This window comes from Arthrobacter sp. AG367, assembly GCF_007828995.1.
GTDB lineage: Bacteria > Actinomycetota > Actinomycetes > Actinomycetales > Micrococcaceae > Arthrobacter.
On record NZ_VIVE01000005.1, the window covers coordinates 148,797 to 172,861 of the forward strand.

At 68.3% G+C, this 24,065-nt stretch carries 20 protein-coding genes and 1 pseudogene; 5 read left to right on the forward strand and 16 right to left on the reverse strand.

The window, feature by feature from the left end; all coding sequences use genetic code 11:
• Positions 1–48 precede the first annotated feature (48 nt).
• Entirely contained in the window at positions 49–753 is a 705-nt protein-coding gene (locus tag FB478_RS14615; RefSeq protein ID WP_056388599.1) for a hypothetical protein, read from the reverse strand.
• 176 nt (positions 754–929) lie between these two features.
• Here FB478_RS14615 and FB478_RS14620 point away from each other — a divergent pair, with 176 nt between their 5' ends.
• The 3 genes from FB478_RS14620 (at position 930) to FB478_RS14630 (ending at position 2,933) form a co-directional block, all read left to right on the forward strand.
• Positions 930–1,856 (forward strand): A/G-specific adenine glycosylase, encoded by a 927-nt coding sequence (locus tag FB478_RS14620; RefSeq protein ID WP_043425267.1) that lies wholly within the window; start codon positions 930–932, stop codon positions 1,854–1,856.
• 65 nt (positions 1,857–1,921) lie between these two features.
• Positions 1,922–2,353, forward strand: a complete 432-nt coding sequence (locus FB478_RS14625; protein WP_144600976.1) for a DUF3592 domain-containing protein — start codon at positions 1,922–1,924, stop codon at positions 2,351–2,353.
• Between the two features lie 79 nt (positions 2,354–2,432).
• Positions 2,433–2,933, forward strand: coding sequence for a hypothetical protein (locus tag FB478_RS14630; protein WP_018770953.1), 501 nt, complete (start codon positions 2,433–2,435; stop codon positions 2,931–2,933).
• 20 nt (positions 2,934–2,953) lie between these two features.
• Here FB478_RS14630 and FB478_RS21155 read toward each other — a convergent pair whose 3' ends face one another.
• From FB478_RS21155 to FB478_RS14660, 7 genes are all read right to left on the reverse strand, one after another.
• A complete protein-coding gene (locus FB478_RS21155; RefSeq protein ID WP_018770954.1) occupies positions 2,954–3,127 on the reverse strand; it encodes a hypothetical protein in 174 nt (57 codons plus the stop codon).
• Between the two features lie 36 nt (positions 3,128–3,163).
• Complete coding sequence (locus FB478_RS14635) at positions 3,164–3,913, reverse strand: HPr family phosphocarrier protein (RefSeq protein WP_018770955.1); 750 nt, start codon at positions 3,911–3,913, stop codon at positions 3,164–3,166.
• A complete protein-coding gene (gene dhaL / locus FB478_RS14640; RefSeq protein WP_026266016.1) occupies positions 3,910–4,542 on the reverse strand; it encodes a dihydroxyacetone kinase subunit DhaL in 633 nt (210 codons plus the stop codon). The genes FB478_RS14635 and dhaL overlap by 4 nt, the downstream gene beginning before the upstream one ends.
• A gap of 2 nt (positions 4,543–4,544) precedes the next feature.
• On the reverse strand, positions 4,545–5,546 hold the full coding sequence (dhaK, locus tag FB478_RS14645; RefSeq protein ID WP_144600977.1) for a dihydroxyacetone kinase subunit DhaK: 1,002 nt from the start codon (positions 5,544–5,546) through the stop codon (positions 4,545–4,547).
• A 270-nt stretch (positions 5,547–5,816) separates the two neighbouring features.
• Positions 5,817–6,326 carry an amino-acid N-acetyltransferase gene (locus FB478_RS14650; RefSeq protein ID WP_018770958.1) on the reverse strand — a complete coding sequence of 170 codons (510 nt, stop codon included), beginning with the start codon at positions 6,324–6,326 and terminating at the stop codon, positions 5,817–5,819.
• 169 nt (positions 6,327–6,495) lie between these two features.
• Positions 6,496–8,619 carry a prolyl oligopeptidase family serine peptidase gene (locus tag FB478_RS14655; RefSeq protein ID WP_144600978.1) on the reverse strand — a complete coding sequence of 708 codons (2,124 nt, stop codon included), beginning with the start codon at positions 8,617–8,619 and terminating at the stop codon, positions 6,496–6,498.
• 370 nt (positions 8,620–8,989) lie between these two features.
• Positions 8,990–11,482, reverse strand: a complete 2,493-nt coding sequence (locus tag FB478_RS14660) for an ATP-dependent Clp protease ATP-binding subunit (RefSeq protein ID WP_026266017.1) — start codon at positions 11,480–11,482, stop codon at positions 8,990–8,992.
• Positions 11,483–11,754: 272 nt separating this feature from the next.
• Between FB478_RS14660 and FB478_RS14665 the strand changes: the two genes are divergently transcribed.
• On the forward strand, positions 11,755–12,372 hold the full coding sequence (locus FB478_RS14665; RefSeq protein ID WP_144600979.1) for a hypothetical protein: 618 nt from the start codon (positions 11,755–11,757) through the stop codon (positions 12,370–12,372).
• Positions 12,373–12,465: 93 nt separating this feature from the next.
• Here the strand turns inward: FB478_RS14665 and FB478_RS14670 are convergent, their stop codons facing one another.
• From FB478_RS14670 to lysS, 3 genes are all read right to left on the reverse strand, one after another.
• Positions 12,466–12,798, reverse strand: coding sequence for an Lsr2 family protein (locus tag FB478_RS14670; RefSeq protein ID WP_018770962.1), 333 nt, complete (start codon positions 12,796–12,798; stop codon positions 12,466–12,468).
• Positions 12,799–12,926: 128 nt separating this feature from the next.
• The gene (locus FB478_RS21160) at positions 12,927–13,103 is read right to left on the reverse strand and encodes a hypothetical protein (protein WP_018770963.1); all 177 of its coding nucleotides are present in this window, start codon (positions 13,101–13,103) and stop codon (positions 12,927–12,929) included.
• A gap of 2 nt (positions 13,104–13,105) precedes the next feature.
• The gene (gene lysS, locus FB478_RS14675; RefSeq protein ID WP_056388386.1) at positions 13,106–14,644 is read right to left on the reverse strand and encodes a lysine--tRNA ligase; all 1,539 of its coding nucleotides are present in this window, start codon (positions 14,642–14,644) and stop codon (positions 13,106–13,108) included.
• 68 nt (positions 14,645–14,712) lie between these two features.
• On the opposite strand from lysS, the pseudogene FB478_RS21500 reads away from it, so the two are divergent.
• Positions 14,713–15,281 (forward strand): annotated as a pseudogene (locus tag FB478_RS21500) (hypothetical protein).
• Here FB478_RS21500 and atzF read toward each other — a convergent pair.
• The 5 genes from atzF to FB478_RS14705 all read right to left on the reverse strand — a co-directional run bounded on the left by atzF (position 15,259) and on the right by FB478_RS14705 (position 23,998).
• A complete protein-coding gene (gene atzF / locus FB478_RS14685; protein ID WP_144600980.1) occupies positions 15,259–17,106 on the reverse strand; it encodes an allophanate hydrolase in 1,848 nt (615 codons plus the stop codon). The pseudogene FB478_RS21500 and the gene atzF overlap by 23 nt on opposite strands.
• Positions 17,103–20,870 (reverse strand): urea carboxylase, encoded by a 3,768-nt coding sequence (gene uca, locus FB478_RS14690; protein WP_144600981.1) that lies wholly within the window; start codon positions 20,868–20,870, stop codon positions 17,103–17,105. The genes atzF and uca overlap by 4 nt, the downstream gene beginning before the upstream one ends.
• Complete coding sequence (locus FB478_RS14695; protein WP_144600982.1) at positions 20,867–21,544, reverse strand: urea amidolyase associated protein UAAP2; 678 nt, start codon at positions 21,542–21,544, stop codon at positions 20,867–20,869. The genes uca and FB478_RS14695 overlap by 4 nt, the downstream gene beginning before the upstream one ends.
• Entirely contained in the window at positions 21,541–22,431 is an 891-nt protein-coding gene (locus tag FB478_RS14700; protein ID WP_144600983.1) for an urea amidolyase associated protein UAAP1, read from the reverse strand. Before FB478_RS14700 ends, FB478_RS14695 begins: the two co-directional genes overlap by 4 nt.
• Positions 22,432–22,495: 64 nt before the next feature.
• On the reverse strand, positions 22,496–23,998 hold the full coding sequence (locus FB478_RS14705; RefSeq protein WP_134165306.1) for an amino acid permease: 1,503 nt from the start codon (positions 23,996–23,998) through the stop codon (positions 22,496–22,498).
• Positions 23,999–24,065: the final 67 nt, after the last annotated feature.

The window sequence follows — 24,065 nt, forward strand, 5'->3', positions numbered from 1 at the left end:
CCCAAGCCCCAACCCCACGGCCCGCTCCCACCATGCCGGCGGGATGCGTCAGTTCAGCTGGAAGACGGCCTTTGGACTGGCCCGCGAGCCAAGCTTGGCGGTGAAGATGTAGTAAGCGCCACCGCCGCCGGGTGCCGCCGCCACGGCCTTGCAGCCATCGGCACTGCGGGTCCGGTTCCATGGAAAGTTCGCGGTTTCGCTGGCGCCGGGCGCGATCACCTTCACCAGGTCCTCGCTGGATGCCTGGCAGTCCTTGGACGAGAAGATCCGGTCGGAACCGCTGGTCACCAGGAATTCCATTTGCGAGGTACCGATGTTGACCTCACAGGGGACGGTGCCGCCGTTGGTCACCTTCAGGGTGAGCATCGGGTTTTCCCCCGGCCCATAGGCGGGCTTGTCAGTGGACGCCGAAACAGTCACCAGGTTCTGGTTGCACGAGGGGGCAGCGGAGGCAGTGGGCGACGGCGTGGCGGACGGGGTTGCCGACGCGGACGCAGAGGGACTGGCGGCAGCAGACGGGGAAGCCTGGGAGGTGGCCGGATCGGCGGAAGACGGCTGCGTGGAGGACGCCTGCTGCGAGCCGCCCTTGAAGGCACCGGCCAGGGCGAAACCACTGATCACGAGCGCAATCACCAGCAGGAGCGCGCCGCCAACAACCAGGCGGCGGCGGCGGTACACGGCGGCGCTGGGCTTCCGGACGCTGCTGGAACCGGATGCCGTGCCGCGTGCTGGTGAATCGCCTTGCCTGCCCATCCTCCTAGGCTAGGGAACGCCGCCGGATCTGCACTGCCACCACGCCGCCGCAGGCCCATCGCACTGGTCACACCCCGGTTTTCAGCCCGCCCGAACCTATCCACTACAGTGTTGGCATCGACACTGAAACCTCCACCGCCGCCCGCGCCGCGGTCGTTCCCACCGGCCCTGCAGACCTGGAGTTGCTCCATCACCGGATCAACTCCTGGTTCGCCGGAATCGCCCGGGACCTGCCCTGGCGCGAACCTGGCTGCTCGCCGTGGGGTGTGCTGGTCAGCGAGATCATGCTGCAGCAGACCCCCGTGGTCCGGGTCCTCCCGGTCTGGCACGAGTGGCTCAAGCGGTGGCCCACGCCGGCCGGCCTGGCCGGCGAACCGGCAGGTGAAGCGGTCCGTTCATGGGGCCGGCTGGGCTACCCCCGGCGTGCCCTTCGCCTGCACGCCGCAGCCACAGCAATCGTCGAGGACCACGGCGGCCATGTCCCCGGCACCTACACGGAACTGCTGGCCTTGCCCGGAGTGGGCAGCTACACGGCCGCCGCGGTGGCCGCCTTCGCATATGGCCGCCGCGAGACTGTGGTGGACACCAACATCCGGCGGGTGCACGCCCGCCTGGTGTCCGGCGTCGCGCTCCCCGCGCCTGCACTGACCGCTGCGGAGATGCGGTTGGCCGCCGCCCTGTTGCCGGACGACGACGAAACCTCCGTGCGCTGGAACGCTGCGGTCATGGAACTGGGGGCGCTGGTGTGCACGGCCCGGGCACCCAAGTGCGCTGCCTGCCCGGTGAAAGACTCCTGTGCGTGGCTCGCCGCGGGTGAGCCCCCGCCGTCGTACGTTCCCAAAGGCCAGGCGTGGCACGGCACTGACCGCCAGGTCCGCGGTGCGGTGCTGGCCGTGCTGCGGCTGGCGGAAACTCCCGTGCCGGCCGACATGTTCCAGCGCGAGCCCGCCGACCTTGGGTTCACCGCCGAGGGCATCGGCGTGCCCCTCGCCGCGCTGCACCGGCTCAACTCCGCCCCCGAGCAGCTGGAGCGGGCGCTGGCGGGACTGCTGGCGGACGGCCTCGCCGAGATCCACGACGGCGGCTACCGGCTCCCCGCCTGACCTGCTGGACCCTCAAGGGCCAGGCCGGGATGGCATACTTCTTGGTGACCGGAACCGGGGGAGCCATGAAAACCATTCTGTACATCGTGTGGGCATTGTTCGTTGCCGCCGCGATATTTTCGCTGGTCCGTGCGGCCCGCAGGACCAGGCGCCAGGAACAGCAGATGGCGGCCTGGCCCAAGGTACAGGCGACCGTCACCGGCAGCACCACCGGCTGGACCAGCGGCGTGGGCGGCGCCAACCGGAACCTCCGCCACTACCCCACCTACCAGTTCACCGATCCGCAGGGCACCCTCTTCATGGGCAAGTCGGAGATCTCCGGGGTGGAGCAGCCTGTGCCGGGAGCCCTCATCGAGGTGGCCTACAACCCGCAGAACCCCAACGAATCCCTGCAGGTTTCCGCGGAGCCGCGCACCGCCATGGGCTGCCTGATCGTGTTTTTCTCGGTCTTTGCCATCGCGCTGTTCTGGTTCATCGGCATCTTCCCGCTGGGTTAGGCCGTGGAGGCATAACAATGCTGCCTCCAATTGACGCCGATCCGGCCCTGCGCGGGCCCGCCCGACGTAGCCTGAAAGCATGCACAAGCCCGGACTGCTCCTGGCATTGACGACCGCGCTCATCTCCGCCCTTATCTCCGCCTGCGGGCCTGCCGGCAGCGCCTGCCCCGCGATCGCGCAGGCCACCGCCGTTTCCATCACCGTCAGCGCCGGCTACTCGCCGAAGGTGGCGGCGCTGCACGTCCGCGCCTGCCAGGACGGCACCTGCAAGGAGGCCGACGTCGAACTCCGCCCGGGCAGCACTTCCGTGGACGCGGGGTGCAGCCGCGAGGGCGCCTGTTCGGCCACTGCCTCGCCCGATGGCACCAAGACCGCTGTGCTGATGCTGGATACCCTGACGGAATCGCCCATGACGGTGACCGTGTCCGGTGCAGCGCCGGAGGGAACCGCACTGCCGGTACGCACCCTGGAATTCAGGCCGCAGGTGGCCTACCCCTTCGGTGAACAATGCGGCAAGGTCCTGTCTGCGTCCGTCGTCCTGGACGACGCCGGACTGCACCAGCAGCCTGCATCCCGGTAACTGGACCGGGCGGCACCGGACTAGAACAGCACGGGCTGGGTGAAGGTTTCGCCTTCGGCGGTTCCGGCCGCCGGACCGCCACCCACGGGCTGGGCGCTCCAATCGAAGCCGAGTTCGGCGAGCAGTTCCTCCACGGAGATTTGGCCGTCCAGCACTTCGATTTCCTGGGGGTTCTCTGCAAGCGGCCGTTCCATGCCATCGAGCTTATTCGCAGGAACCCGCCATCGGGCTTAGGGCTCGCCGAAGCCAGCCTGCACCAGGCCGCCGACGTACTCCACTGCCCGTTCCGCATCCGTCCCCCACGCTTCCACGTGCAGCACGGTGCCCTTGCCGGCGCCGAGGGTCATCAACCCCGTCATGGACGCGCCATCCACCCCGTTGATGGTGACCTCGGCATCCAGCGAGGCCAGGCCCCCTGCCACTTTCGCGGCCGGCCGGGCGTGCATCCCGGCCTGGTTCACAAGTTCAAAGTCGCCGGTGGAATCCGGTGCGGCGCTGCTGACAGGTCCCTGCCCCGCTCCCCCGGCCCGTGCGGGTTCGGGCCGGCGGGCCGGACCGCCTGCCGCTTCAGCCGCCGCCCGGACCGCCTGCACATCTGCTCCGCCCTGGGCGGCAACCGCAGCGGCCACCAGCCCTTCCACCAGCGGCGCGTCGGCGAGCAGGACGCCGGCGGCATCCTCCAGGAACTCCAGCGCCGCTTCGGCCGTCATCACCGCTGATCCAAGGTCCGTCAGGATCACCGTGCCGTTCCCGCCGGGCTGCACTCCGGGCTGTTCCGCGCCGGCCTCTTGTGCATTGCGCTGTTTATCGCCGGCCTGTTCAAGGGCTGCGAGCACTTTCTCCAGGCTGGTGCCGATCCTGCCGTCGTCGGTGCCGCCGGCGGGCAGGATCACCACGTCGGGAGCCATCTGGGCGGCAAGCTCCACGGCGCCGTCGGCGATCTTTTCGCTGTGGGACACCACCACGATGCTTACGGTCACGCAGCCGCCCCAACGGCCGCACGCAGGATCAGCGCACTGGACACAGCGCCGGGGTCCCGGTGGCCGGCGCTGCGTTCGCCAAGGTAGCTGGCCCGGCCTTTCCTTGCGATGAGGGGATCGGTGGCCACTGCCCCGGCCTCGGCGGCTTCCGCGGCTGCCACCAGGACGCCAAGGACGTCCGTGCCGTCGCCGTCAGCCGCGGCCCGGGCCGCATCAACTGCCGGCGTCCACGCATCCACCATGGTCTTGTCGCCGCTCTCCGCCTTCCCGCGCGCCACGATCCCGTCCCGGGCAGCCTCCAGGGCAGAGGCCAGCCCTGCCGGATCAATCTCGGGCGCGTCGCCGAAGGCGGTGGCGGCGCGAAGGAACGCGGTGCCGTAGAGGGGACCGGCGGCTCCGCCCACCTTGGACATCAGGGTCATGGCCGTCATCTTCAACGCCGCCCCGGGCGTCTCCGGCGTGGATTCGCCCAGCTTGGCCAGGACGGCCTGGAAGCCGCGGTCCATGTTCTCGCCGTGGTCCGAGTCCCCGATTGCACGGTCCAGTTCGATCAGTTCAACGCGGTGTTCAGCCATGGCCTGCGCGCACAGGGTCAGCCATTTCACGGCCCAATTGGCGTCCAGGACCACGGTCACACGCCCCAGCGGAGGGCGGCGGTGTGCACGGGTGCATCCCACAGTTCCGTGAGCTCGTCGTCCAGCCGGAGGACCGAAACGGAGCAGCCCTGCATCTCCAGGGCCGTGATGTAGTTGCCCACCAGCGACCGTTCCACCGTGGCACCTGCTTCGGCGAGCACCTGCACGGCCCGCCGGTACACGATGTACAGCTCGCTCAGCGGTGTGCCGCCCATGCCGTTGACGAACAGCAGCACCCTGTCCCCCGAACTGATCTTCAAATCAGCCAGGACCGGCTCCAGCAGGCGGTTGGTGATGCTGTCCGCGTTTTCCATGGGGATGCGGTGCCTGCCCGGCTCGCCGTGGATGCCAATGCCGATCTCGATCTCATCCTCTGCGAGGTCGAAACTGGGCGTGCCCGCGTGGGGCACGGTGCAGGCGGACAGGGCCACGCCCATGGTCCTGACATTGGCGTTGACCCGTTCGCCGATGGCAGCGACGGCGTCCAGGTCGTCCCCGCGCTCGGCGGCGGCTCCTGCGATCTTCTCCACCAGCACTGTGCCGCCCACCCCGCGGCGGCCGGCCGTGTACAGGGAGTCCTCCACGGCGACGTCGTCATTGACCAGGACGGTGCGGACGCTCACGCCCTCCGCCTCGGCCAGTTCGGCCGCCGTCTCAAAATTCAGGACGTCGCCGGTGTAGTTCTTGACGATGTGCACGACGCCGGCACCTGAGTCGACTGCCAGGGTGGCGGGAAGGATCTGGTCCGGCGTGGGTGAGGTGAACACCGCCCCCGGCACCGCGGCGTCGAGCATTCCCTTCCCCACGTAGCCGGCATGCAGCGGCTCGTGGCCGCTTCCGCCGCCGGAAACCAGCCCCACCTTGCCGGCCACCGGCGCGTCCTTGCGCGTGATGTAGATGGGGTCTTCGCTGACCGTCACCATCCCGGCGTAAGCCATGCCGAAGCCCTGGACAGCTTCCTGGACAACGGATTTTGGATCGTTGATGAGTTTCTTCACGGCGTTGCTCCTGGCTGTGCTCCTGAAGGGTGTGTTTTCCGACCCTACTACCGTCATCGCAGGTGGCGGTAGGTTCTTCCTGCCCGGGTTTGCCGCCCGCTTCCCGGAACCGCCGGCCCGGGACGCAGCAAAGGGACAGCCCCCAATGACTGTCCCTTTCCTGAGGCCCCCCACATACCGGCCTGCAGTAGTTTATCCATCAATTCGAGTAAAGCCAATACGGCAGTCCCCCGTGCTCCCGCGGTTGGCTTTGAAGGGTGCGGAACAGCGTTAGAGGGTGCGGATCATCCGGGTGTTGCCCAGGGTGTTGGGCTTGACCCGGGCCAGGTCCAGGAACTCCGCCACGCCTTCGTCATGGGAGCGCAGCAGCTCGGAGTACACTTCCGGGTCCACCGCCGACTGGTCCGCCATCACTTCGAAGCCGTGGCGCTTGAAGAAGTCCACTTCGAAGGTGAGGCAGAAGACCCGGGAGACACCAAGGGCACGGGCCTCCTCCAGCAGGCTTTCCACCAGGACGTGCCCCACCCCTTTGCCGCGCCATTCGCCCGAAGCCGCGAGGGTGCGGATTTCCGCAAGGTCCTCCCACATCACGTGCAGGGCGCCACAGCCGATCATTTCGCCGTCGCTGGACTCGGCAATGCGGAACTCCTGGAGGCTCTCGTAGTACGCCACCGTCTCCTTTGCCATCAGGATGCGCTCCTCTGCCAGGGGCGCCACCAGCTTCTTGATGGCAGGGACGTCGCTGGTGCGTGCTGGGCGGATGTGGAAGGAGTCGGTCACAGAGCTATCCTACGAGGCGAAGGAGGCTGGGACATTTGCGTAGCTTGCGTCAAAGCTGGGCCCACGCTGGTGAGGGTCCCCGGCCGAGCTTGCGAGGCAGGGGGCCAGCGGGGAGGAACGAGCAGCAAGCGGCAAATGCCCCAGCCTCCGAGCCGGAGTATCCAACAGCTTAGAGGCCGAGTTCTGCCGGCAGTTCGATGTCCTTGCCCAGGACGTTCCGTGCCAGGAACCACTCCACCACCTGGTACCAGACCTTGGCGTGCTGCGGCTGGAGGACCCAGTGGTTTTCGTCCGGGAAGTACAGGAACCGGTGCGGGGTCTGCCCGTCCTGGTCCGCCGCGAGCCGGGACTTGGACAGCAGCTCGTACCAAAGCCGCAGGCCCTCGCCGATGGGCACCCTGTAGTCCTTGTCCCCATGGATCACCAGCATGGGCGTGCCGATGTTCTCCGCATGCAGGTGCGGCGAGTTCTCGAGTGCCATCTCCTCGGTCATTTCCTTCAGCCAGTACTGGGAGGCGTCCGTGGTGGGCCCGAACTGGTCCAGGGCCCACAGACTGGCATGGGTGACAACTGCCTTGAACCGGTCCGTGTTGCCTGCAACCCAGTTGGCCATGTACCCGCCAAAGGAGCCGCCCATCGCCGCGGTCCGGGACTCATCGACGTCGGGCCTTTCCACCGCCGCATCGGTCACGGCCATCAGGTCGGTGAAGGGCGCCTTCCCCCATGAGCCCCAGCCCCGCTGGATGTACGACTGCCCGTATCCCGTGGACAACGCGGGATCCGGCAGCAGCACCGCATATCCCCGGGCAGCCAGAAGCCACGGGTTCCAGCGCCACGTCCAGGCGTTCCAGGATCCCAGCGGACCGCCGTGGATCCACAGGAGCAGCGGCGCCGGCTCACTTGCGGAGGCGCCCTCCGGCAGGGCCAGGTAGGCAGGCACCCGGGACCCATCGGCCGCGGTGGCCGCGATGCGTTCCAGCCGCCCCGGGAGGCTGGGACGTTCCGCAGGAGCCGGGAGGCGGGTTGTTTCCCCTGTGGCCAGGTCGATCCGGACGGCTTCGGCCGGAAATTCGTAGGAGCTGCGCAGGGCATACGCGCTCCGCCCCTCTGGAGAAATGACGACGTCGGAATATGCCGCGGCGTCCTGCGTCACCCGGGTGACGCCAACCTCAGCGGCAGCCGACGGAATGCTGACCCGGAAAACCGGCGACGCGCCGTCGTCGTCCGCTGTGACCAGGAGGGCAGAGCCATCGGGGAGCCACGCTGCAGGCTTGGGCCAACGGTCCCAGTCGTGGGCCAGAGGCTGCAGGCCCGCGGCGTTCCCGGCGGCCCCGCCGGAGACGTCCAGGAGGTGCATCTTGATGTCGGGGGCCTGCTGCGGGGTGGAGTCGCTTTCGCTGACCACCACCAGGGTCCGGCCGTCGGGGCTGACCGGACCCGGGAAGTAGCTCATTCCCTCCTGGTCCAGCAGCACCTTGAGCCCGCCGGATGCCACATCCACCGCCACCAGGACGGACCTGCTGTCCGCCTTGGCCAGTGGTTTGGTGTAACTGCTGTAGATGGTCTTGCCGTCAGGGCTGACCACGGTCTCCGCTTCCCGCAGCCGGGGCCCGGCGTCCGGCGTCAGGTTACGCAGGACCAGCGGGGCGGTGGCGTCAACCGTTGCCGGTTTGCCGGGCGCCTTGTCCTCCCCCGCTTCCACCGCAAAGATCCGCGGCTGGCCCGGCCCCAGGTCCGCGTCCCAGTAGCGGACCGGATATTCGCTGTGCAGGATGCCAGAGACTTTCCGGTCCTTGCGCGACTTGCGCCGGTCGGCGTCGTCTTCCTCGTCCGTTGACCCTGCCAGGACCTCGGCGGTGACGAACGCCGCGTCCGCGCCCCTGGCCGTCAGCACTTTGCTGATGCCGCCGGGCCGGCTGAGGGCCACCCTGGCTTCCCCGCCGTCCGCCGGAAGCACCCACAGGGCGTTCACCGGCTCCTCGTCGGGGCTGTCCGGGTCGGGACGCGCGGACGTGAAGTAGACGTCGCCGTTGGCCGAGAAAGCGGCACCGGCTTCGCCCTTGGCACTGCGCGTAATTCGCCGCGCATGCTTCTGCCCGGCCGGGTCCAGCTCCCACAGTGCAGTGGCGAACTCGGTGCCTTTGCCGTTCAGGGTGCTGACGGTGGTGACCAGCCGCGAGCCGTCCGGGCTCAGGGCCAGGCCGCTTACCCGCGGGATGGACAGGTAGTGGTCGAGGTCGTGGAAAGGGGTCAGTGGTTGCTCATCCGGGATCGCCGGTTCCAAGTTAGCCATGCCCCCGATTCAACACGTTTTGTGTCCGCCATCACAGTCGACACACGGCACCCGGCTACGCGTGGGTGCTTCTCCGCGGCTGGGTCCGGCACCGGCCATCAGAGATTTCCCGGCGCCTGCTCCTTCGTCGCTTTGACGGCGCCTACATAAATCCCCGATGCCCGGCACCTCGTGCGCAGCATCGCAAACCCCCTGGAGGCACCGAGCGAGGGCACCGGGGTCATTTGTGTAGCTTGCGTCAAAGCGACGAAGGAGCAGCAAGCGGCAAATGGCGCCGGTGCCGGAGCGGAGGCAACCAGTGACGGGGTGGAGAGGGCAAAGCAAAAGCCCCGCCGCTCCTTGCGGAGTGGCGGGGCTTTGGCTGTGGAGACTAGACGCTCGGGGCGATCTCCGGGATGCGCGGCTTAGCGTTGCCGGCGAAGGTGAACTTCGCGTCGTCGCCTTCGCCTTCGACATCCACCACGACGATGTCGCCGGGGTGGATCTCGCCGAAGAGGATCTTCTCGGAGAGCTGGTCCTCGATCTCGCGCTGGATGGTGCGGCGCAGCGGCCGGGCACCCATGGCGGGATCGTAGCCGCGGGTTGCGAGGAGCACCTTTGCGGCCTTGGTGAGCTCGATGCCCATGTCCTTGTCCTTGAGGCGCTTCTCCAGGCGGGTGACGAACAGGTCCACGATCTCGATGATCTCGTCCTGGGTCAGCTGCGGGAACACCACGACGTCGTCAACACGGTTCAGGAACTCGGGACGGAAGTGCTGCTTGAGCTCCTCCGTCACACGGGCACGCATGCGGTTGTAGCCGGTCTGCGTGTCGGTGCCGGACTGGAAGCCGGTGGCAACGCTCTTGGAGATGTCCCGGGTACCCAGGTTGGTGGTCATGATGATCACGGTGTTCTTGAAGTCCACCACGCGGCCCTGGGAGTCGGTGAGGCGGCCGTCTTCCAGGATCTGCAGCAGCGAGTTGAAGAGGTCCGCGTGGGCCTTTTCCACTTCGTCGAACAGCACCACGGAGAACGGACGGCGGCGGACCTTCTCGGTCAGCTGGCCACCCTCTTCGTAGCCGACGTAGCCCGGAGGGGCACCGAAGAGCCGCGAGACGGTGTGCTTCTCGGAGTACTCGGACATGTCCAGGGTGATGAGGGCGTCCTCTTCACCGAACAGGAACTCCGCGAGTGCCTTTGCGAGCTCGGTCTTGCCGACGCCGGTGGGGCCGGCGAAGATGAACGAGCCACCGGGGCGCTTGGGGTCCTTGAGCCCTGCACGGGTACGGCGGATGGCCTGGGACAGTGCCTTGATGGCCTCGTCCTGGCCCACCACGCGCTTGTGCAGTTCGTCTTCCATCTTGAGCAGCCGCGAGGACTCTTCCTCGGTTAGCTTGAAGACGGGGATGCCGGTGGAGTTGGCCAGCACCTCGGCGATGAGATCCTCATCCACCTCGGAGATGTCGTCCATGCCGCCGGACTTCCAGTGGCGTTCCTTCTCCGCGCGCTCGGAAATCATCTTCTGTTCCTTGTCGCGGAGCGAAGCGGCGCCTTCGAAGTCCTGCGCGTCGATGGCGGATTCCTTCTCCATCTTCAGCTTGGCGATGCGCTCGTCCATGGCCTTGAGCTCCGGCGGAGCGGTCATGCGGCGGATGCGCAGCCGGGCGCCGGCTTCGTCGATCAGGTCGATCGCCTTGTCCGGCAGGAAGCGGTCCGAGATGTAGCGCTCGGCAAGGCTTGCAGCGGAGGCCAGGGCGCCGTCGGTGATGGTGACCCGGTGGTGCGCCTCGTAGCGGTCGCGCAGGCCCTTGAGGATCTCAATGGCGTGCGCCACGGAGGGTTCCTTGACCTGGATCGGCTGGAAGCGGCGCTCCAGGGCGGCATCCTTCTCGATGTGCTTGCGGTACTCATCCAGAGTGGTGGCGCCGATGGTCTGCAGCTCGCCGCGGGCCAGCATGGGCTTCAGGATCGAGGCTGCGTCGATGGCGCCTTCGGCGGCACCGGCACCCACCAGCGTGTGGATCTCATCGATGAACAGGATGATGTCGCCGCGCGTGCGGATCTCCTTGAGGACCTTCTTGAGGCGCTCTTCAAAGTCACCGCGGTAACGGGAACCTGCCACCAGGGAACCGAGGTCCAGGGTGTACAGCTGCTTGTCCCGGATGGTCTCCGGAACGTCGCCGCGGACAATCGCCTGGGCCAGGCCTTCGACGACGGCCGTCTTGCCGACGCCGGGCTCACCGATGAGGACCGGGTTGTTCTTGGTGCGGCGGGAAAGGACCTGCATGACGCGTTCCATTTCCTGCTCGCGGCCGATGACGGGGTCCAGCTTGTTCTCGCGCGCAGCCTGGGTCAGGTTGCGGCCGAACTGGTCCAGGACCACGGAACCGGCGGGTGCGCCTTCGGGCTGTCCGCCGCCGACGCCTGCGCCGGTGGTTTCCTTGCCCTGGTAGCCGGAGAGGAGCTGGATGACCTGCTGGCGGACCCGGTTGAGGTCGGCGCCGAGCTTGACCAGCACCTGGGCGGCGACGCCTTCACCCTCGCGGATCAGGCCAAGCAGGATGTGCTCCGTGCCGATGTAGTTGTGGCCCAGCTGCAGGGCTTCGCGCAGCGAGAGCTCCAGCACCTTCTTGGCGCGGGGGGTGAAGGGGATGTGGCCGGAGGGGGCCTGCTGGCCCTGCCCGATGATCTCCTGCACCTGCTCGCGCACGCCGTCGAGCGAAATGCTCAAGGACTCAAGAGCTTTGGCGGCAACGCCCTCACCCTCATGGATCAGACCCAAGAGGATGTGTTCGGTACCGATGTAATTGTGGTTCAGCATGCGTGCCTCTTCTTGGGCAAGCACAACTACGCGACGGGCACGGTCCGTAAATCGCTCAAACATTTCGCCACACTCCTAGCTACGACGTACTTTGATGCTACGTGGCCGGTCCGAAGTTGTGGAGCGTGTTCGCCACAGGGGAAACATGGGTCTTCCGGGAATATTGCCGCGCCCCCTTCCACGGACTTCGGCCGCCGGGCAGCAGCGGGCAAAGGAGCCCTCCAAGAAGCCCTTGTCCCGCACCGGGTGATGGGCCATTCTTGGCCCTAACGGCGGCCCTGGCCGCTCCAGCGGGAGCAACATGGGCAGCGTGAATCAGCGGGGAGGGCGGGAACATGTCGCAGGTGGACCTGGAACGCGTCAGGCGCCCGGCGGGGGTTGTCCTCGCGGCCGGCGCGGTTTGGCTGGCCGGCATCAGCCCGGTGCCGGGGGTCTACCTGGAGCCCGACGCTGCGCGGCGGCTGGACATGCTCCGGAAGGGGCAGCGCTGGTGGGTTGCGGGACAGCATGTGGCGGCGGCGGGGACGGCTGCCATGCCCGCGGCGTTTGCCCGGCTGGCCCTGGCCCTCCCGCCCGGAAGGAGCAGGGCACTCGCCGGCACAGCCGCCGTCGCACTTGCCGCCGGGGCGCCGTTATTTGTGTCCGAACTTGCAATGCGTGCGTCGGACCTGGAGCGTTTCGCGGCGCGCCGCTTCCCGGCGTGGCCGTTCCACGCCTATGCGTGGCTGCATGTGCTCGCGCTCGGGTCCCTGTCCGGCACCCTGGCAACCTTGCCGCACCGGAAAAAGGAGGCGGCAGCGCTGGCCCTCGCCAGTGCCGGGTGTGGAGTGGCACTGGCGAAAACAGGCGATATTCCGCCTTTCGTGTTCTATGTCGCCGAGCAGTTTGCTGCCGGCAGCCTGCTGCGCCGTGAATCGCACAGCGGTGAATCCCCGGCTGCGGCGCGGGAGTAATTACGCCCGCGCCGCTAAATACCTGCACCCAGCCAAAAAGCCCTGCCCCCCGAAGGTGGGAAGCAGGGCTTTTTAGTCAGGCCACGCGCGTACCTAGGAATTTGCCTTTTGGTAGGCTTCCTGGATTTCAGCCTGAATTCGGCCGCGGCTGTTAACGGTGTAGCCGTTATCCCGGGCCCATTGCCGGATTTGCGCCGAATCGTGGCTGCGGCCACCGGCCGGAGCCTTCGCCCGCTGGGCGGTGCGGCCTCCGGAAGCCTTGCGTGCAGCGTTGATGAACCTCTCCAGTGAAGACCGAAGTTCAGCGGCATTGGCTGCCGACAGGTCAATCTCATAGTTGACCCCATCGAGGCCGAACTTAACATTCTCGTCTGCGGATCCCCCATCCAGATCATCAACGAGGATGATGTTTACTTTCTGTGCCATTAAAGGTCTTCCTCTTGGGTTTTCAGAAAAGCAGGATGTTTCCCAAAAAAATTATGACTCTTATCTTGGCAACGCGTCAAAGCGCCTATTGGTTCCTTGGGGATAAAACCGGAAAGAAGGGGGTTTATCTATTTGGATTCGGGGCCCGGGCGGTCCGTAGGCTGCACCGGCAGGGAATCCGCCTCGGCCTGCGCACGGGCCTCCGCCTGGCGCTCGGCCTTGTCCGCGTTGAAGATTGCCTTCATGGCGAACCAGAACAGCAGGCCCACCACCAGGGAGGGCAGGATAACCGCTACGTATTCCATGATCAGTGCCCTTCGGGCTTGAGCAGGGGGAACAGGATGGTTTCGCGGATGCCGGCGCCCGTGAAGAGCATGACCAGCCGGTCGATGCCCAGGCCGATGCCGCCCATGGGAGGGGCGCCGTATTCCAGGGCGCGCAGGAAGTCCTCGTCCAGCTGCATTGCCTCCACGTCACCGGCGGCTGCGTGCAGGGACTGCTCGGTGAGCCGTTCGCGCTGGATGACGGGGTCGATCAGCTCGGAGAAGGCGGTGCCGCGCTCCATGCCGCCGATGATCAGGTCCCAGGCCTCGATCAGGCGGCCGTCCTCGCGGTGCGGGCGGGCCAGCGGCTGGGCGGAGGGCGGGTAGTCGTAGACGAAGGTGGGGTTCAGCAGGGTGGGCTCCACGATTTCGCCGAAGAGTTCCACCGCCAGCTTTTCGGCGTCCCACTTGGGGTCCGCCTTGACGTCGTGCTTTTCCGCGATCTCCCGAAGCACCTCAACGGGCGTCTCCGGCGTGATCTCCTGCCCCACGGCGTCGGAAAGTCCGGGGTAGACGGCCAGCCAGGCCCACTCGCCGTCGAGGTTGATCTCCCCCGCCTCGGTCTGAAGGACGCGTCCGGCACCCACGGCGTCGGCGGCGTCGAGGATGATCTCCTTGATCCGCTCTGCCATCACGAACTGGTCCGCCCAGGCCTCGTAGCACTCAAGGGTGGTGAATTCGGGGCTGTGGGTGGAGTCCACGCCCTCGTTGCGGAACACGCGGCCCATGTCATACACGCGGTCGATGCCGCCAACAACGGCGCGCTTGAGGTACAGCTCGGTGGCGATGCGCAGCGTCATCTTCTGGTCGAAGGCGTTCATGTGGGTTTCGAACGGCCGGGCGAGGGCGCCGCCGTGGACCAGGTTCAGGATGGGGGTTTCCACTTCCACGTAGCGGTGCCGGAACAGCGTTTCGCGGATGGAGCGGGTGATGGCGGCACGGGTGTAGACCATTTCGCGGGCTTCGTCGCGGACCATCAGGTCGACGTAGCGCTGGCGGACGCGGGTTTCCTCGTTCAGGTCCGCGTGCAGGACCGGAAGCGGGCGCAGGGCCTTGGAGGCCATGGACCAGGAGTCCGCCATGATCGACAGCTCGCCGCGGCGGGAGGAGATGACCTCGCCCTTGATGAACACGTGGTCGCCGAGGTCAACCAGGGCCTTCCAGTCGGCGAGCGCCTCCTCACCCACGTTGGCCAGGCTCAGCATGGCCTGCAGGCGGGTGGCTTTGCCGTCGGTGCCGCCTTCCTGCAGGGTGGCGAAGCAGAGCTTGCCGGTGTTGCGGATAAAGACAACGCGGCCGGTGACGCCCACGGTGTCGCCGGTGGTGTCGTCGGCCTCGAGGTGGGCGTACTTTTCCCGGATCTCGGCGAGCGAATGCGTCCGCTCCACCCCCACGGGGTACGCCTCCGTGCCGCGCTCAAGAAGTTTGGCGCGCTTTTCCATGCGGATCCGCATCTGCTCGCTGGCATCAACGGGCTCCGGGGCGTTCTTGGGCGAGGGGGTGTTTTGGGAAGTCACAATCATCAAGTTTACCGGGCATTGGGTGCCAGGACTTGCAGCTGGCCCGCAGGCTCACACCCTGGGATGGACGGGTGAAAGAACGGGTACTTCCAGCGCACGACGGCGGCAGGCTGGCTTTGTACAGCTACGGCACCGAAGACGCGCCCGGGCAAAAGCGGGTGCTGCTGATCGGCGGCGCGTTCCTCACGGCCCTGATCTACCGCCAGTTCTCCATCGCCCTGGCGAAAGGCCTGGGAGAGGGCTGGGCGGAGCGGTGGCGCTGAACGCCGTGCAGGAGTTCAGCGGAACCGTAAAGGTCCCGGACAGGCTTGCGGTGTACGACGCAGCGGTGAACATCGACGGCAGCATCGACACCGCGTGGCTGGACGGGTTCGAGGACGCCGTCAACGGCGGCAAGGTGGGCCACGCCCTGGCGCACATGAAGAAGGCCACCAGCCCGGGCTACAAGGAAACGGCGGAGCGGCTGCACCAGGCAGTTCCAGGCAGCACTTACCAGCTCTCCCCCAAGTGCTTCCACGGGTCCATTCCGGCGGCCGTCAAGGAGCTTGTGACCGACATCGCAGCGTATTTCACGGGCGGGCATCCGGACGGCGGAACCCGCCCGGATGCTGCCGGCACTATCCCCGCTCGCCGCGGCTGAACCCGGCCAGGGCCGCCTCCCCCAGGTCCCGCCACACGGTCCGCGGCTTCGGTTCCACGCTCCGGTCCGCCAGCCAGTCACCCCAGGCCGTGATGTCCTTCCCGCCCGCAGCGGCAACCGCATCACAGGCGAACCCGACGGCGCTGGAGCCGTCCGAAAGCTCCACGGATCCCAGGAGCATGGGTTCCGGGAGGGCGGCCAGGAACGTCCCCAGGGCCGCAGGGGACAGCAGCCACCGCTCCCCCACCAGTTCCGCGCCGTCGTCGGACCGGTAGACGCCCGGCTTTGCCGGCACCGTGTCCAGCGCCACCATGCGGTAGCGTGCGGCGGTCCGGACCGGACCATCCCACGAGGCCCCGAGTTCCTCCAGCTGCGGTGCCAGCGGCTGGCCCTTGCGGTGCGCACCCACCACCACCAGCGGCACGGCCCTTGCGCCCGCCGCCAAAGGCCAGGGCGTGGACGACGACGGGTGGGCGCCGGTGCGGCCAACTTCCGCTGCTGCGCCCGGAGCGAAGAGGGCGGGAGCGTCCGGGGTTAGCTCCAGGCGGCGGGCGATATCGGCCGCCACGGCATCGTCGAAGGTCCGGCCGACCACCGTGAGGCCGAACTGCGCGCCGTCCACTTCCCCGGCAGGGACAGCCACGGCACAGAGGTCGAACAGGTTACAGAAATTGGTGTAGGTGCCCATCAGCGAATTCACGCCTACCGGGTCCGCGGCCACCTCAGCCAGCGTGGGGTGGAAGGGCGCCGTGGGAACCAGGAGGGCATCGAAGCCGGCGATCCGGGCCAGCGCCCTGGTCCGCAGTTCCTCCAGCCGGGCGGTATCGGCAACGTACCGGGAGGCGGAAACGGTACCGGCCGCCCGGATGATGCCCGCCACGGTGGGATCGATGCCCGCCTGGCCGTCAGTGCCGGCGTCGTGCTTTGCCAGGAAGGCCCCCACCGCAGCGTGGCGTTCGGCCACCAGCGCGCCCTCGTACAGCAGCCGTGCTGCCTGCAGGAAGTCGTCGAATTCGATTGCTTCGGCATCCACCCCGCTGGACCGCAGGCGGTCAACCTGCCGCTGGAATTCCGCGGCCCACTCAGGGGGCAATGCGGGCAGGCTGGCGGGAAATGCCACGCGGGGACGTGCCGGCGCGGCCAGTTTGATGTCCGCAGGCCAGGACCGGGAGTTGCCGGCCATGAAGCCCATGGCCAGCTCGGCGGTGGACAGGTGCCGGGCAAAGATGGTGACGGCGTCCCAGGACCGGCAGGCGGGCACCACCCCCTCCGTGGAGACGGCGTTCAGTGTTGCCTTGATGCCCACGATGCCCTGCAGCCCGGCGGGCACCCGGCCGGAGCCCGCCGTGTCCGTGCCGATCGCGATGTCCACCAGTCCCAGTGCCACCGCCACCGCGGAGCCGGAGCTGGAACCGCCGGAAATGTACTCCGGCCGGCGCGAATCCCGGACGGCGCCGTAGGGGCTGCGCGTCCCCACCAGCCCGGTGGCGAACTGGTCCAGGTTGGTGGCGCCCAGGACCAGGGCACCGGCGGCGCGGAGGCGGGCCACCGCTTCCGCATCCTTTTCCGGCGTGTAGGCAAAGCCAGGGCAGGCTGCCGTGGTGGGGATGCCCGCCACGTCAACATTGTTCTTGACGGCCAAAAGCAGCCCGGCCAACGGCAGATCCGCGCCACCTGCCACGGCGGCGTCGATCGCGGCAGCCTCCGCCAGGAGGTCCTCGCCGCTGCGGACCGTGATCCAGATTTCAGGCCGGTTCACTGATTCCAGCGCCGCGAGTGCCGCCTTGGCGCGACTGGTGGCACTGCTGTTGGTTGCCGGGCTCATACTGCTGCCTCTTCCAGTTCCTGGGCGTCGTCTGCCGGTTCAAGGCCCAAGTCGGCGCCGAGGACCACTACCGCCTCGCCGGCCACCACCTGGGAGCCGGCGGCCGGCAGGACGCGGAGCACCACGCCCTCGCACGGCGCTTCGAGGACCGTTTCCATCTTCATTGCTTCCAGCGAGACCAGCGGCTGGCCCTTGGCGACACGGTCGCCGGCCTTGACGTCCACCTTCCAGACGCTGGCGGCGAACGGTGCGGAGATGAGCGATCCGCCGTCGGGAACCACCACGTCGTCAACAGCGGGGGCCACGACGGCGGCGAGCGCGTCCGCCCGGTCGAACTCGCCGGCGTCGGCCCAGGCCTGCCGTTCCACCGCGAACGCTGCGCCCTGCTTCTCCCGGAACGCGTCGATGGACTGGCTGTTGTCGGCAAGGAACTGTTCGTGCTCGGCGAGGGAGAACGTGCCCTCCTCGATCTCCACGCCGCGGCCGCGTCCTGCTGCCATGTCCGCGCGCAGGTCGAGGAGTTCCTCGGGGCTGACGGGGTACCAGGAGATGCGGTCGAAGAACCGGAGCAGCCAGGGCGAACCGGGTTCGAACGGGGCCGAACCGGCGTACCGCGACCACACCTGGGTGGTGCGGCCGACGAACTGGTAGCCGCCGGGGCCCTCCATGCCGTAGATGCACATGTAGGCGCCGCCGATGCCCACCGCGTTCTCGGGCGTCCAGGTCCGGGCGGGGTTGTACTTGGTGGTGACCAGGCGGTGGCGGGGGTCCAGCGGGGTGGCCACGGGGGCGCCGAGGTAGACGTCGCCCAGTCCCAGGACCAGGTACTCGGCGTTGAAGACGGTGTCGAAGACGTCGCTGACGGAATCCAGGCCGTTGATCCGCCGAATGAATTCGATGTTCCACGGGCACCAAGGGGCGTCGTCGCGGACGCCTGCCATGTAGCGTTCGATCGCTTCGCGGGTGGCCGGATCGTCCCAGGACAGCGGCAGCCGGACGGTGCGGCTGGGGACCACCAATTCTGAGCTGGCGGGCAGGGCGGCCTCGATTTCCTGGACCAGGTCCAGCAGCCGCCCGGTGGTGAGGACGGACGGGTCCACCTTGATCTGCAGCGACCGGATACCCGGGGTGAGGTCCACGATGCCGGGTACCCGGAGCGCTTCGATGTGCTGGTGCAGGGCGTGGACCCGGGCGCGCAGGCCCAGGTCCAGCACCATCTCGCCGTATTCCACCAGCAGGTTGTCGTCTCCGGAGCGGCGGTACGTGACCGCGGGCCGGCCGGAACCTTCCGGCACCCGGCCCAGCACGCCGTCGTCGCCGTCGCCGCGTACCGTGCGTGCGGGACGGCCGGCTGCCGGGCTCACCGCCGGGAGGTGCGCTGAAAGATTGCCGGACCAGCCGGCGTCGCCCGGGAGCACCAGCTGGCGGCCGGGTCCCAGGTCCCTGGCCGACGGCGCCTGGCTGGCTTTGATGGGCACGAAGCGGACTTTGTCCCCCGGGCGCAGCTGGCCGAGCTTCCAGCGTTCGGCCGTCACCACGGTGACGGGGCAGACGAAACCGCCCAGGCTGGGGCCGTCCGGGCCGAGCAGGATGGGGGTGTCGCCGGTGAAGTCCAGGGCACCCACCGAGTAGGCGGTGTCGTGGATGTTGGAGGGGTGCAGGCCTGCTTCGCCGCCGTCGGTGCGTGCCCAGCGGGGCTTGGGGCCGGTGAGGCGCACGCCGGTGCGGGCGGAGTTGAAGTGGACCTCGTACTCCGCGCCGTACAGTTCCTCGATGTCCTCACGCTGGAAGAATTCCGGGGCGCCGTGCGGGCCCTCGGCCACGGCCAGTTCCCAGGTGGAGGTGAGGGCGGGACGGCTGTCGAGGGGCACCGCTGCCGCGGCGGCTTCCTCGGGTGCGCCGGCGGCAGGCTTGACCGTCCGCAGCACATCGCCCGCGCGCAGGACCCGTCCGGCGTGGCCACCGAACTGGCCAAGGGTGAAGGTGGAGGCGCTGCCCAGGTACTCGGGAATGTCCAGGCCGCCCTGGAACAGGATGTAGCCGCGCAGGCCCTTGCCGGCTGCGGTGCCGGCGTCGAGCGTTCCGCCTGCCGGGACCGTCACGGGCGTCCAGGGGGGCACCTCCGTTCCGTCAACTGTCACAGCCACTTCGGCGCCGGTAACGCAGACGGTGGTGGCGTGGGTGAAGGTCAGGCTGGGGCCGGTCATGGTGAACTCGAGGCCCGGGGCGCCTTCGGGGTTGCCCAGCGCGGTGTTGCCAAGCCGGAATGAGAGATCGTCCATGGGGCCGCTGGGCGGAACGCCGATCTGCCAGAGGCCGGTGCGGCCGGGCCAGTCCTGCACGCTGGTCTGCAGGCCGGGCCGGCCCACGGTGATGCGCGGCTCCGGGTCCCCCAGGTTGTCCAGGGTGCTGGTGGAGTGCTGAACGCTGCGAACCACCTCCAGGCCGGTGGCGGCGCGGAGCAGCCCTAAGTTGGTCTCGATGCCGTCAATCCGGGTGTTGCCCAGCGCTGCGGCGAGGAGGTCGAGAGCTTCGGTGCGGTCAGTGCCGGAGGTGATGATCTTGCCCAGGAGGGGGTCGTAGTTGGTGGAAACGTCGGTGCCGGTTTCCACCCAGGCGTCCACGCGTGCTTCTGCCGCCGTGGGGTAGGCGGCGTTGGTGACGGTTCCGGCGCTGGGCTGGAAGCCCCGGGCCGGATCCTCGGCGTAAACGCGGGCCTCCACGGCGTGGCCGGTCACGGGCAGGCTGTCCGGCACGTCCGCAAGGACTGCCTGGGCCTGGCTGCCGCCCTGGGCCAGGCGGAGCATCCATGCCACCAGGTCCACCCCGGTGACGGCTTCGGTGACGGGGTGCTCCACCTGGAGCCGGGCGTTGACTTCCAGGAAGGAGGCTTCCTTGCGGGCGGAGTCGTAGACGAACTCGACGGTGCCGGCGGAGCGGTAGTTAAGGGAGGCGCAGAGGGCCCGGGAGCTGCGGTGCAGTTCTTCGCGCAGTTCGTCCGGAAGGTCGGGTGCGGGTGCCTCTTCGAGGACTTTCTGGTGGCGGCGCTGCAGGGAGCAGTCGCGGTCGCCCAGGCTGACCACGCGGCCTTCGCCATCGCCAAAGATCTGTACCTCGACGTGCCGGGCGTTCTCCACGTACCGCTCGGCGAAAACCCCTGCGGTGCCGAAGCTGGCGCCTGCCAGGCGGGCCACGCGGGGGAAGCTGTCCACAAGCTCGGCCTCGTTGCGGCAGACCGTCATGCCGATCCCGCCGCCACCGCCGGTGGCCTTGAGCATCAGCGGGAAGCCAACCGCGGTGCTGGCCGCAACGGCGTCGTCCACGTCCCCAAGCAGCCCTGAACCGGCGATCATCGGCACCCCGGCTGCCCGGGCGGCGTCGCGCGCTGTGTGCTTGGTGCCGAAGATGCGCAGTTGCTCCGCGGTGGGGCCCACGAAGACCAGTCCCGCCGCTTCCACGGCCTCGGCGAAGGCCGCATCCTCGGAGAGGAAGCCGTAGCCGGGGTGGATGGCGCCGGCGCCGGTTTCCTTTGCCGCCGCCAGGATTGCGTCCACCCGGAGGTAGGACTCCTTGGCCGGCGCGGGCCCCAGCAGTACAGCCTCGTCGGCGAGCCGGACGTGCTTGGCGCCGCGGTCCGCCTCGGAGAAGACGGCAACGGTGCGCAGGCCCAACCTGCGGGCGGACTCAATGATGCGGCACGCGATCTCGCCGCGGTTGGCGATCAACAGTTTGTCGAAGGTGTTCGGCGTGTCAAAGGGGTTCACAGCGCAGCCTCCGGCCGGGTGACGATCATGCGGACGGGGGTGGGGTTGAAGCCGTTGCACGGGTTGTTGATCTGCGGGCAGTTGGAGACGAGCACCAGCGTGTCCACCTCCGCCTTCAGTGCCACGCGCTTTCCGGGGGCGGACAGGCCGTCAACGATGCCCAAGGCGCCGTCCGGGTCCACCGGGACGTTCATGAACCAGTTGATGTTGGACACCAGGTCCCGTTTGCCCAGGCCCCAGCGCGAGCCCTCGATCAGGAAGTTCTCCACGCAGGCGTGCTGTTCGCGGGTGTGCTGGCCGTAGCGGAGGGTATTGGATTCCTGTGAGCAGGCGCCCCCGATGGTGTCGTGCACGCCCACTTCGTCTGCAACGACAGTCATCAGGGCAGCGCCGGTGTCGGCGCGCAGGACCGAACCGGTGGTGAGGACGATGGACTGCTGTGCGGCGATGGTGGCTGCCGCCGAGTAGCGCACCGTGGTGTCCGCCGCGGCGTACAGCAGGCAGTCAACCGCCTGGTTGCCTTCCAGGTCCACGATGGTCAGCACGTCGCCTGCTGCCACCACGGCAGACCAGGGGCCGCGGGCTTCGACGAACTCATCAAGTACAACGGCGCCAGGGGCCAGCGCGGTGGCGGCGGCGTCCAGGATGGGCGTGGTGTCAACGGCAGTGTTCATCGGGCGTTCCTTGCGGCGAGGTCGTGTTCGGTGTTGCGGAGGGCCTGCAGGTGTTCCGGGGCCAATGGTCCGGCCAGGTGGCCGGCCTCCAGTGCTGCCAGGTCCTGCGGCGCGTGCCAGGCGACGATGTCGACGGCGGTCCCCGCAAAGTCAGCGCGCGGGTCCAGGGGGTGGGCGGTGTTGGCCAGTACCAGCACGGTGTCCAGCTGGAGCAGGAGTTCGACGGCGGCACCGGGCCCGGCGCTTCCGGTAAAGGTGATGCTGCCGGCAGGGTCGACGGTGATGCCTTTGAAGAAGGAGATGGACGGCGCCACGTCGCGGGTGCCCAGGCCGTTCTTGAGGGCGCCCAGGGTGAGCAGTTCGCGTGCTGCCGGGGAGGGGCTGTGGGCGGTTCCGGCGCCGTACTTGGCGGTGTTGCCGGCGAGGGTGGTGGCGCCGGTGAGTGCGTCATGCCGGGACGACGTGTCCGCCACGATCGTTGCCATCAGGCGGCCGGCGTCGGACAGCAGCGGGTGCCCGGCGGCGGGGTAGGCCTGCCACGGGACCTTGACGGTGTCGGCGACGTTCAGTCGTTCGTGGGTGGCCCCGGCGCGGTACAGGAGTGCGTGCACGCAGGCGTCGCCTGCCTTGTCGGTGAGCCGGACCCGGGTGCCGCGCGCCAGGGACATGGTGGTGTAGCGGCCAAAGGCGACGGATTCCGCCCATGTGGGGGACGCGGCGTCGGCCCCGTCCACTCCGGGCAGTCCGGCCAGAAGGTGCGCGGGCGCGGACGCTGCCGGTACGTGGCGCATGGTCTCAGCGGTCCTGCCGTGCTGTTCCCGGGCATGGGCGCGGGCACCGGCCGTGGTGGCCGTCCCGGCGGCTGGCGTTTCGATGGTCTGTGTCATGTCAGTCCTGTAGGTCTGGAAGCGTGGCTTGCGGAAGCGTGGTTTTTGGGTGCGGGGCGGGCGGTCAGGCCTTGGCGGCCAGGTTCCTGCTCCGGACCCAGATGCCCAGGAGCAGCACCGCGGTGACCATCAGCGGCGCGGACCAGAGAAGGAGGCCGTTCTCGCCTGTGGGGTCGTACACCTCGGGCCGGGGCCATGCCAGGTTGACCACCATGACGCCGCCGTAGAGGACGGCGAGGATGTTGACCGGAAGGCCCCAGCGGCCCAGGGAGAAGAGGCCTGCCGGCATGGTCTGCCCCACCCGGTTCCAGTCGCCGCGGAGGCGGTTGACCAGCTGCGGGACGGTGACCAGGAGGTAGGCGAGGTAGACCATCACGATGCAGACGCTGCACAGGGTGGTGAACAGGGCGGCGTTGCCGACGTTGATGGCCAGCACGGCGACTGCAAGGGCGCCGATCACGATGGAGGGCCACATGGGGGTGCCGCGGGTGGGGTGCACGGAGGAGAGCAGGGCCGACGCCGGGAGCTTGCCGTCGCGGGCCATGGAGAAGACCAGGCGGGAACCGGCGGTCTGGATCGCCAGGGTGCAGACGAAGATGGCGATGGCGACATCCACCAGCAGGACCTTGCCCCAGAAGGTGCCCAGGACCGCGGTGAGGACGTAGGGCAGGCCTTCGGTGGCGAGGCGGCCGTCGTCGAGGCTGGGCGCTGCCATGAGGGCGGTGATGATCATCAGCGCCCCGCCGATGCCGGAGATGAGGAGGGCGGAAAGGATGGTCCGGGGTGCGGTGCGGCGCGGGTCCTTGGTTTCCTCGGACAGTTCACCGGCGGAGTTGAAGCCCACCATGACGTAGGCGGCCATCAGCCCCGAGACCAGGAAGGCTCCCACGGCGCCCAGGTCCGATCCCTGCAGCACGGTGGTGTCCGCAACCACGTCGGGTCCGCGCTGGGCGGCACTGACGAGGGCCAGGATGACGGCAGCGACGCCCACGATCTCGCAGGTGACACCCACGGAGTTGACGTGGGCCATCAGCTTCACGCCCAGGGAGTTGATGATGGTGGTGGCGACCAGGAGGACGGCGCCGAGGACCACGGCGTTGGAAGCGCCGGTCACCGTGTTGAGCGCGGAGTCGCCGCCCACCACCTGGAAACCGTCCCAGAGCTGGGGCAGGACCACCTGCAGGGCGATTGCGGCAGCAGCTGCGGTGACCACCTGTGCGATCGCCATGAACCAGCCGGCGAACCAGCCTACGCCTTCCCCGCCCACGCGCCGCGCCCACTGGTAGACGGCACCGGACAAGGGGTAGCGGGCCGCAAGTTCGGCGAAGTTCAGGGCCACGAGCAGCTGGCCCACCAGCACTACGGGCCAGGTCCAGAAGAAGGCCGGCCCGGCGAAGGAGTAGCCGAACGCGAAGAGCTGGAAGATGGTGGTGAGGATGGAAACGAACGAGAAGCCTGCGGCAAACGAAGCGTAGCGGCCGAGCTTCCGGTGGAGGGTGGGCTGGTAGCCAAGGGACGTCAGGTCTGCGTCGTCCTGGTGGACGGTAGGGAGAACGGTTGATGTCATCGGGAATCTCCGGGGCTGGAAAGGGATCTTGGGGGCGAAGCCTCCCGGCACTGCAGCGCTCGGCCGA

Excerpts from the sequence above, each read along its gene's own strand:
- FB478_RS14630 (WP_018770953.1), top strand. The coding sequence starts at position 2,433 with ATGCACAAGCCCGGACTGCTCCTGGCATTGACGACCGCGCTCATCTCC.
- FB478_RS14625 (WP_144600976.1), top strand. The coding sequence starts at position 1,922 with ATGAAAACCATTCTGTACATCGTGTGGGCATTGTTCGTTGCCGCCGCG.
- FB478_RS14700 (WP_144600983.1), bottom strand. The coding sequence starts at position 22,431 with ATGACACAGACCATCGAAACGCCAGCCGCCGGGACGGCCACCACGGCC.
- atzF (WP_144600980.1), bottom strand. The coding sequence starts at position 17,106 with ATGAGCCCGGCAACCAACAGCAGTGCCACCAGTCGCGCCAAGGCGGCA.
- FB478_RS14615 (WP_056388599.1), bottom strand. The coding sequence starts at position 753 with ATGGGCAGGCAAGGCGATTCACCAGCACGCGGCACGGCATCCGGTTCC.
- FB478_RS21160 (WP_018770963.1), bottom strand. The coding sequence starts at position 13,103 with ATGGAATACGTAGCGGTTATCCTGCCCTCCCTGGTGGTGGGCCTGCTG.
- lysS (WP_056388386.1), bottom strand. The coding sequence starts at position 14,644 with ATGATTGTGACTTCCCAAAACACCCCCTCGCCCAAGAACGCCCCGGAG.
- FB478_RS14670 (WP_018770962.1), bottom strand. The coding sequence starts at position 12,798 with ATGGCACAGAAAGTAAACATCATCCTCGTTGATGATCTGGATGGGGGA.
- FB478_RS14705 (WP_134165306.1), bottom strand. The coding sequence starts at position 23,998 with ATGACATCAACCGTTCTCCCTACCGTCCACCAGGACGACGCAGACCTG.
- FB478_RS14665 (WP_144600979.1), top strand. The coding sequence starts at position 11,755 with ATGTCGCAGGTGGACCTGGAACGCGTCAGGCGCCCGGCGGGGGTTGTC.
- FB478_RS21155 (WP_018770954.1), bottom strand. The coding sequence starts at position 3,127 with ATGGAACGGCCGCTTGCAGAGAACCCCCAGGAAATCGAAGTGCTGGAC.
- FB478_RS14660 (WP_026266017.1), bottom strand. The coding sequence starts at position 11,482 with ATGTTTGAGCGATTTACGGACCGTGCCCGTCGCGTAGTTGTGCTTGCC.
- FB478_RS14655 (WP_144600978.1), bottom strand. The coding sequence starts at position 8,619 with ATGGCTAACTTGGAACCGGCGATCCCGGATGAGCAACCACTGACCCCT.
- FB478_RS14695 (WP_144600982.1), bottom strand. The coding sequence starts at position 21,544 with ATGAACACTGCCGTTGACACCACGCCCATCCTGGACGCCGCCGCCACC.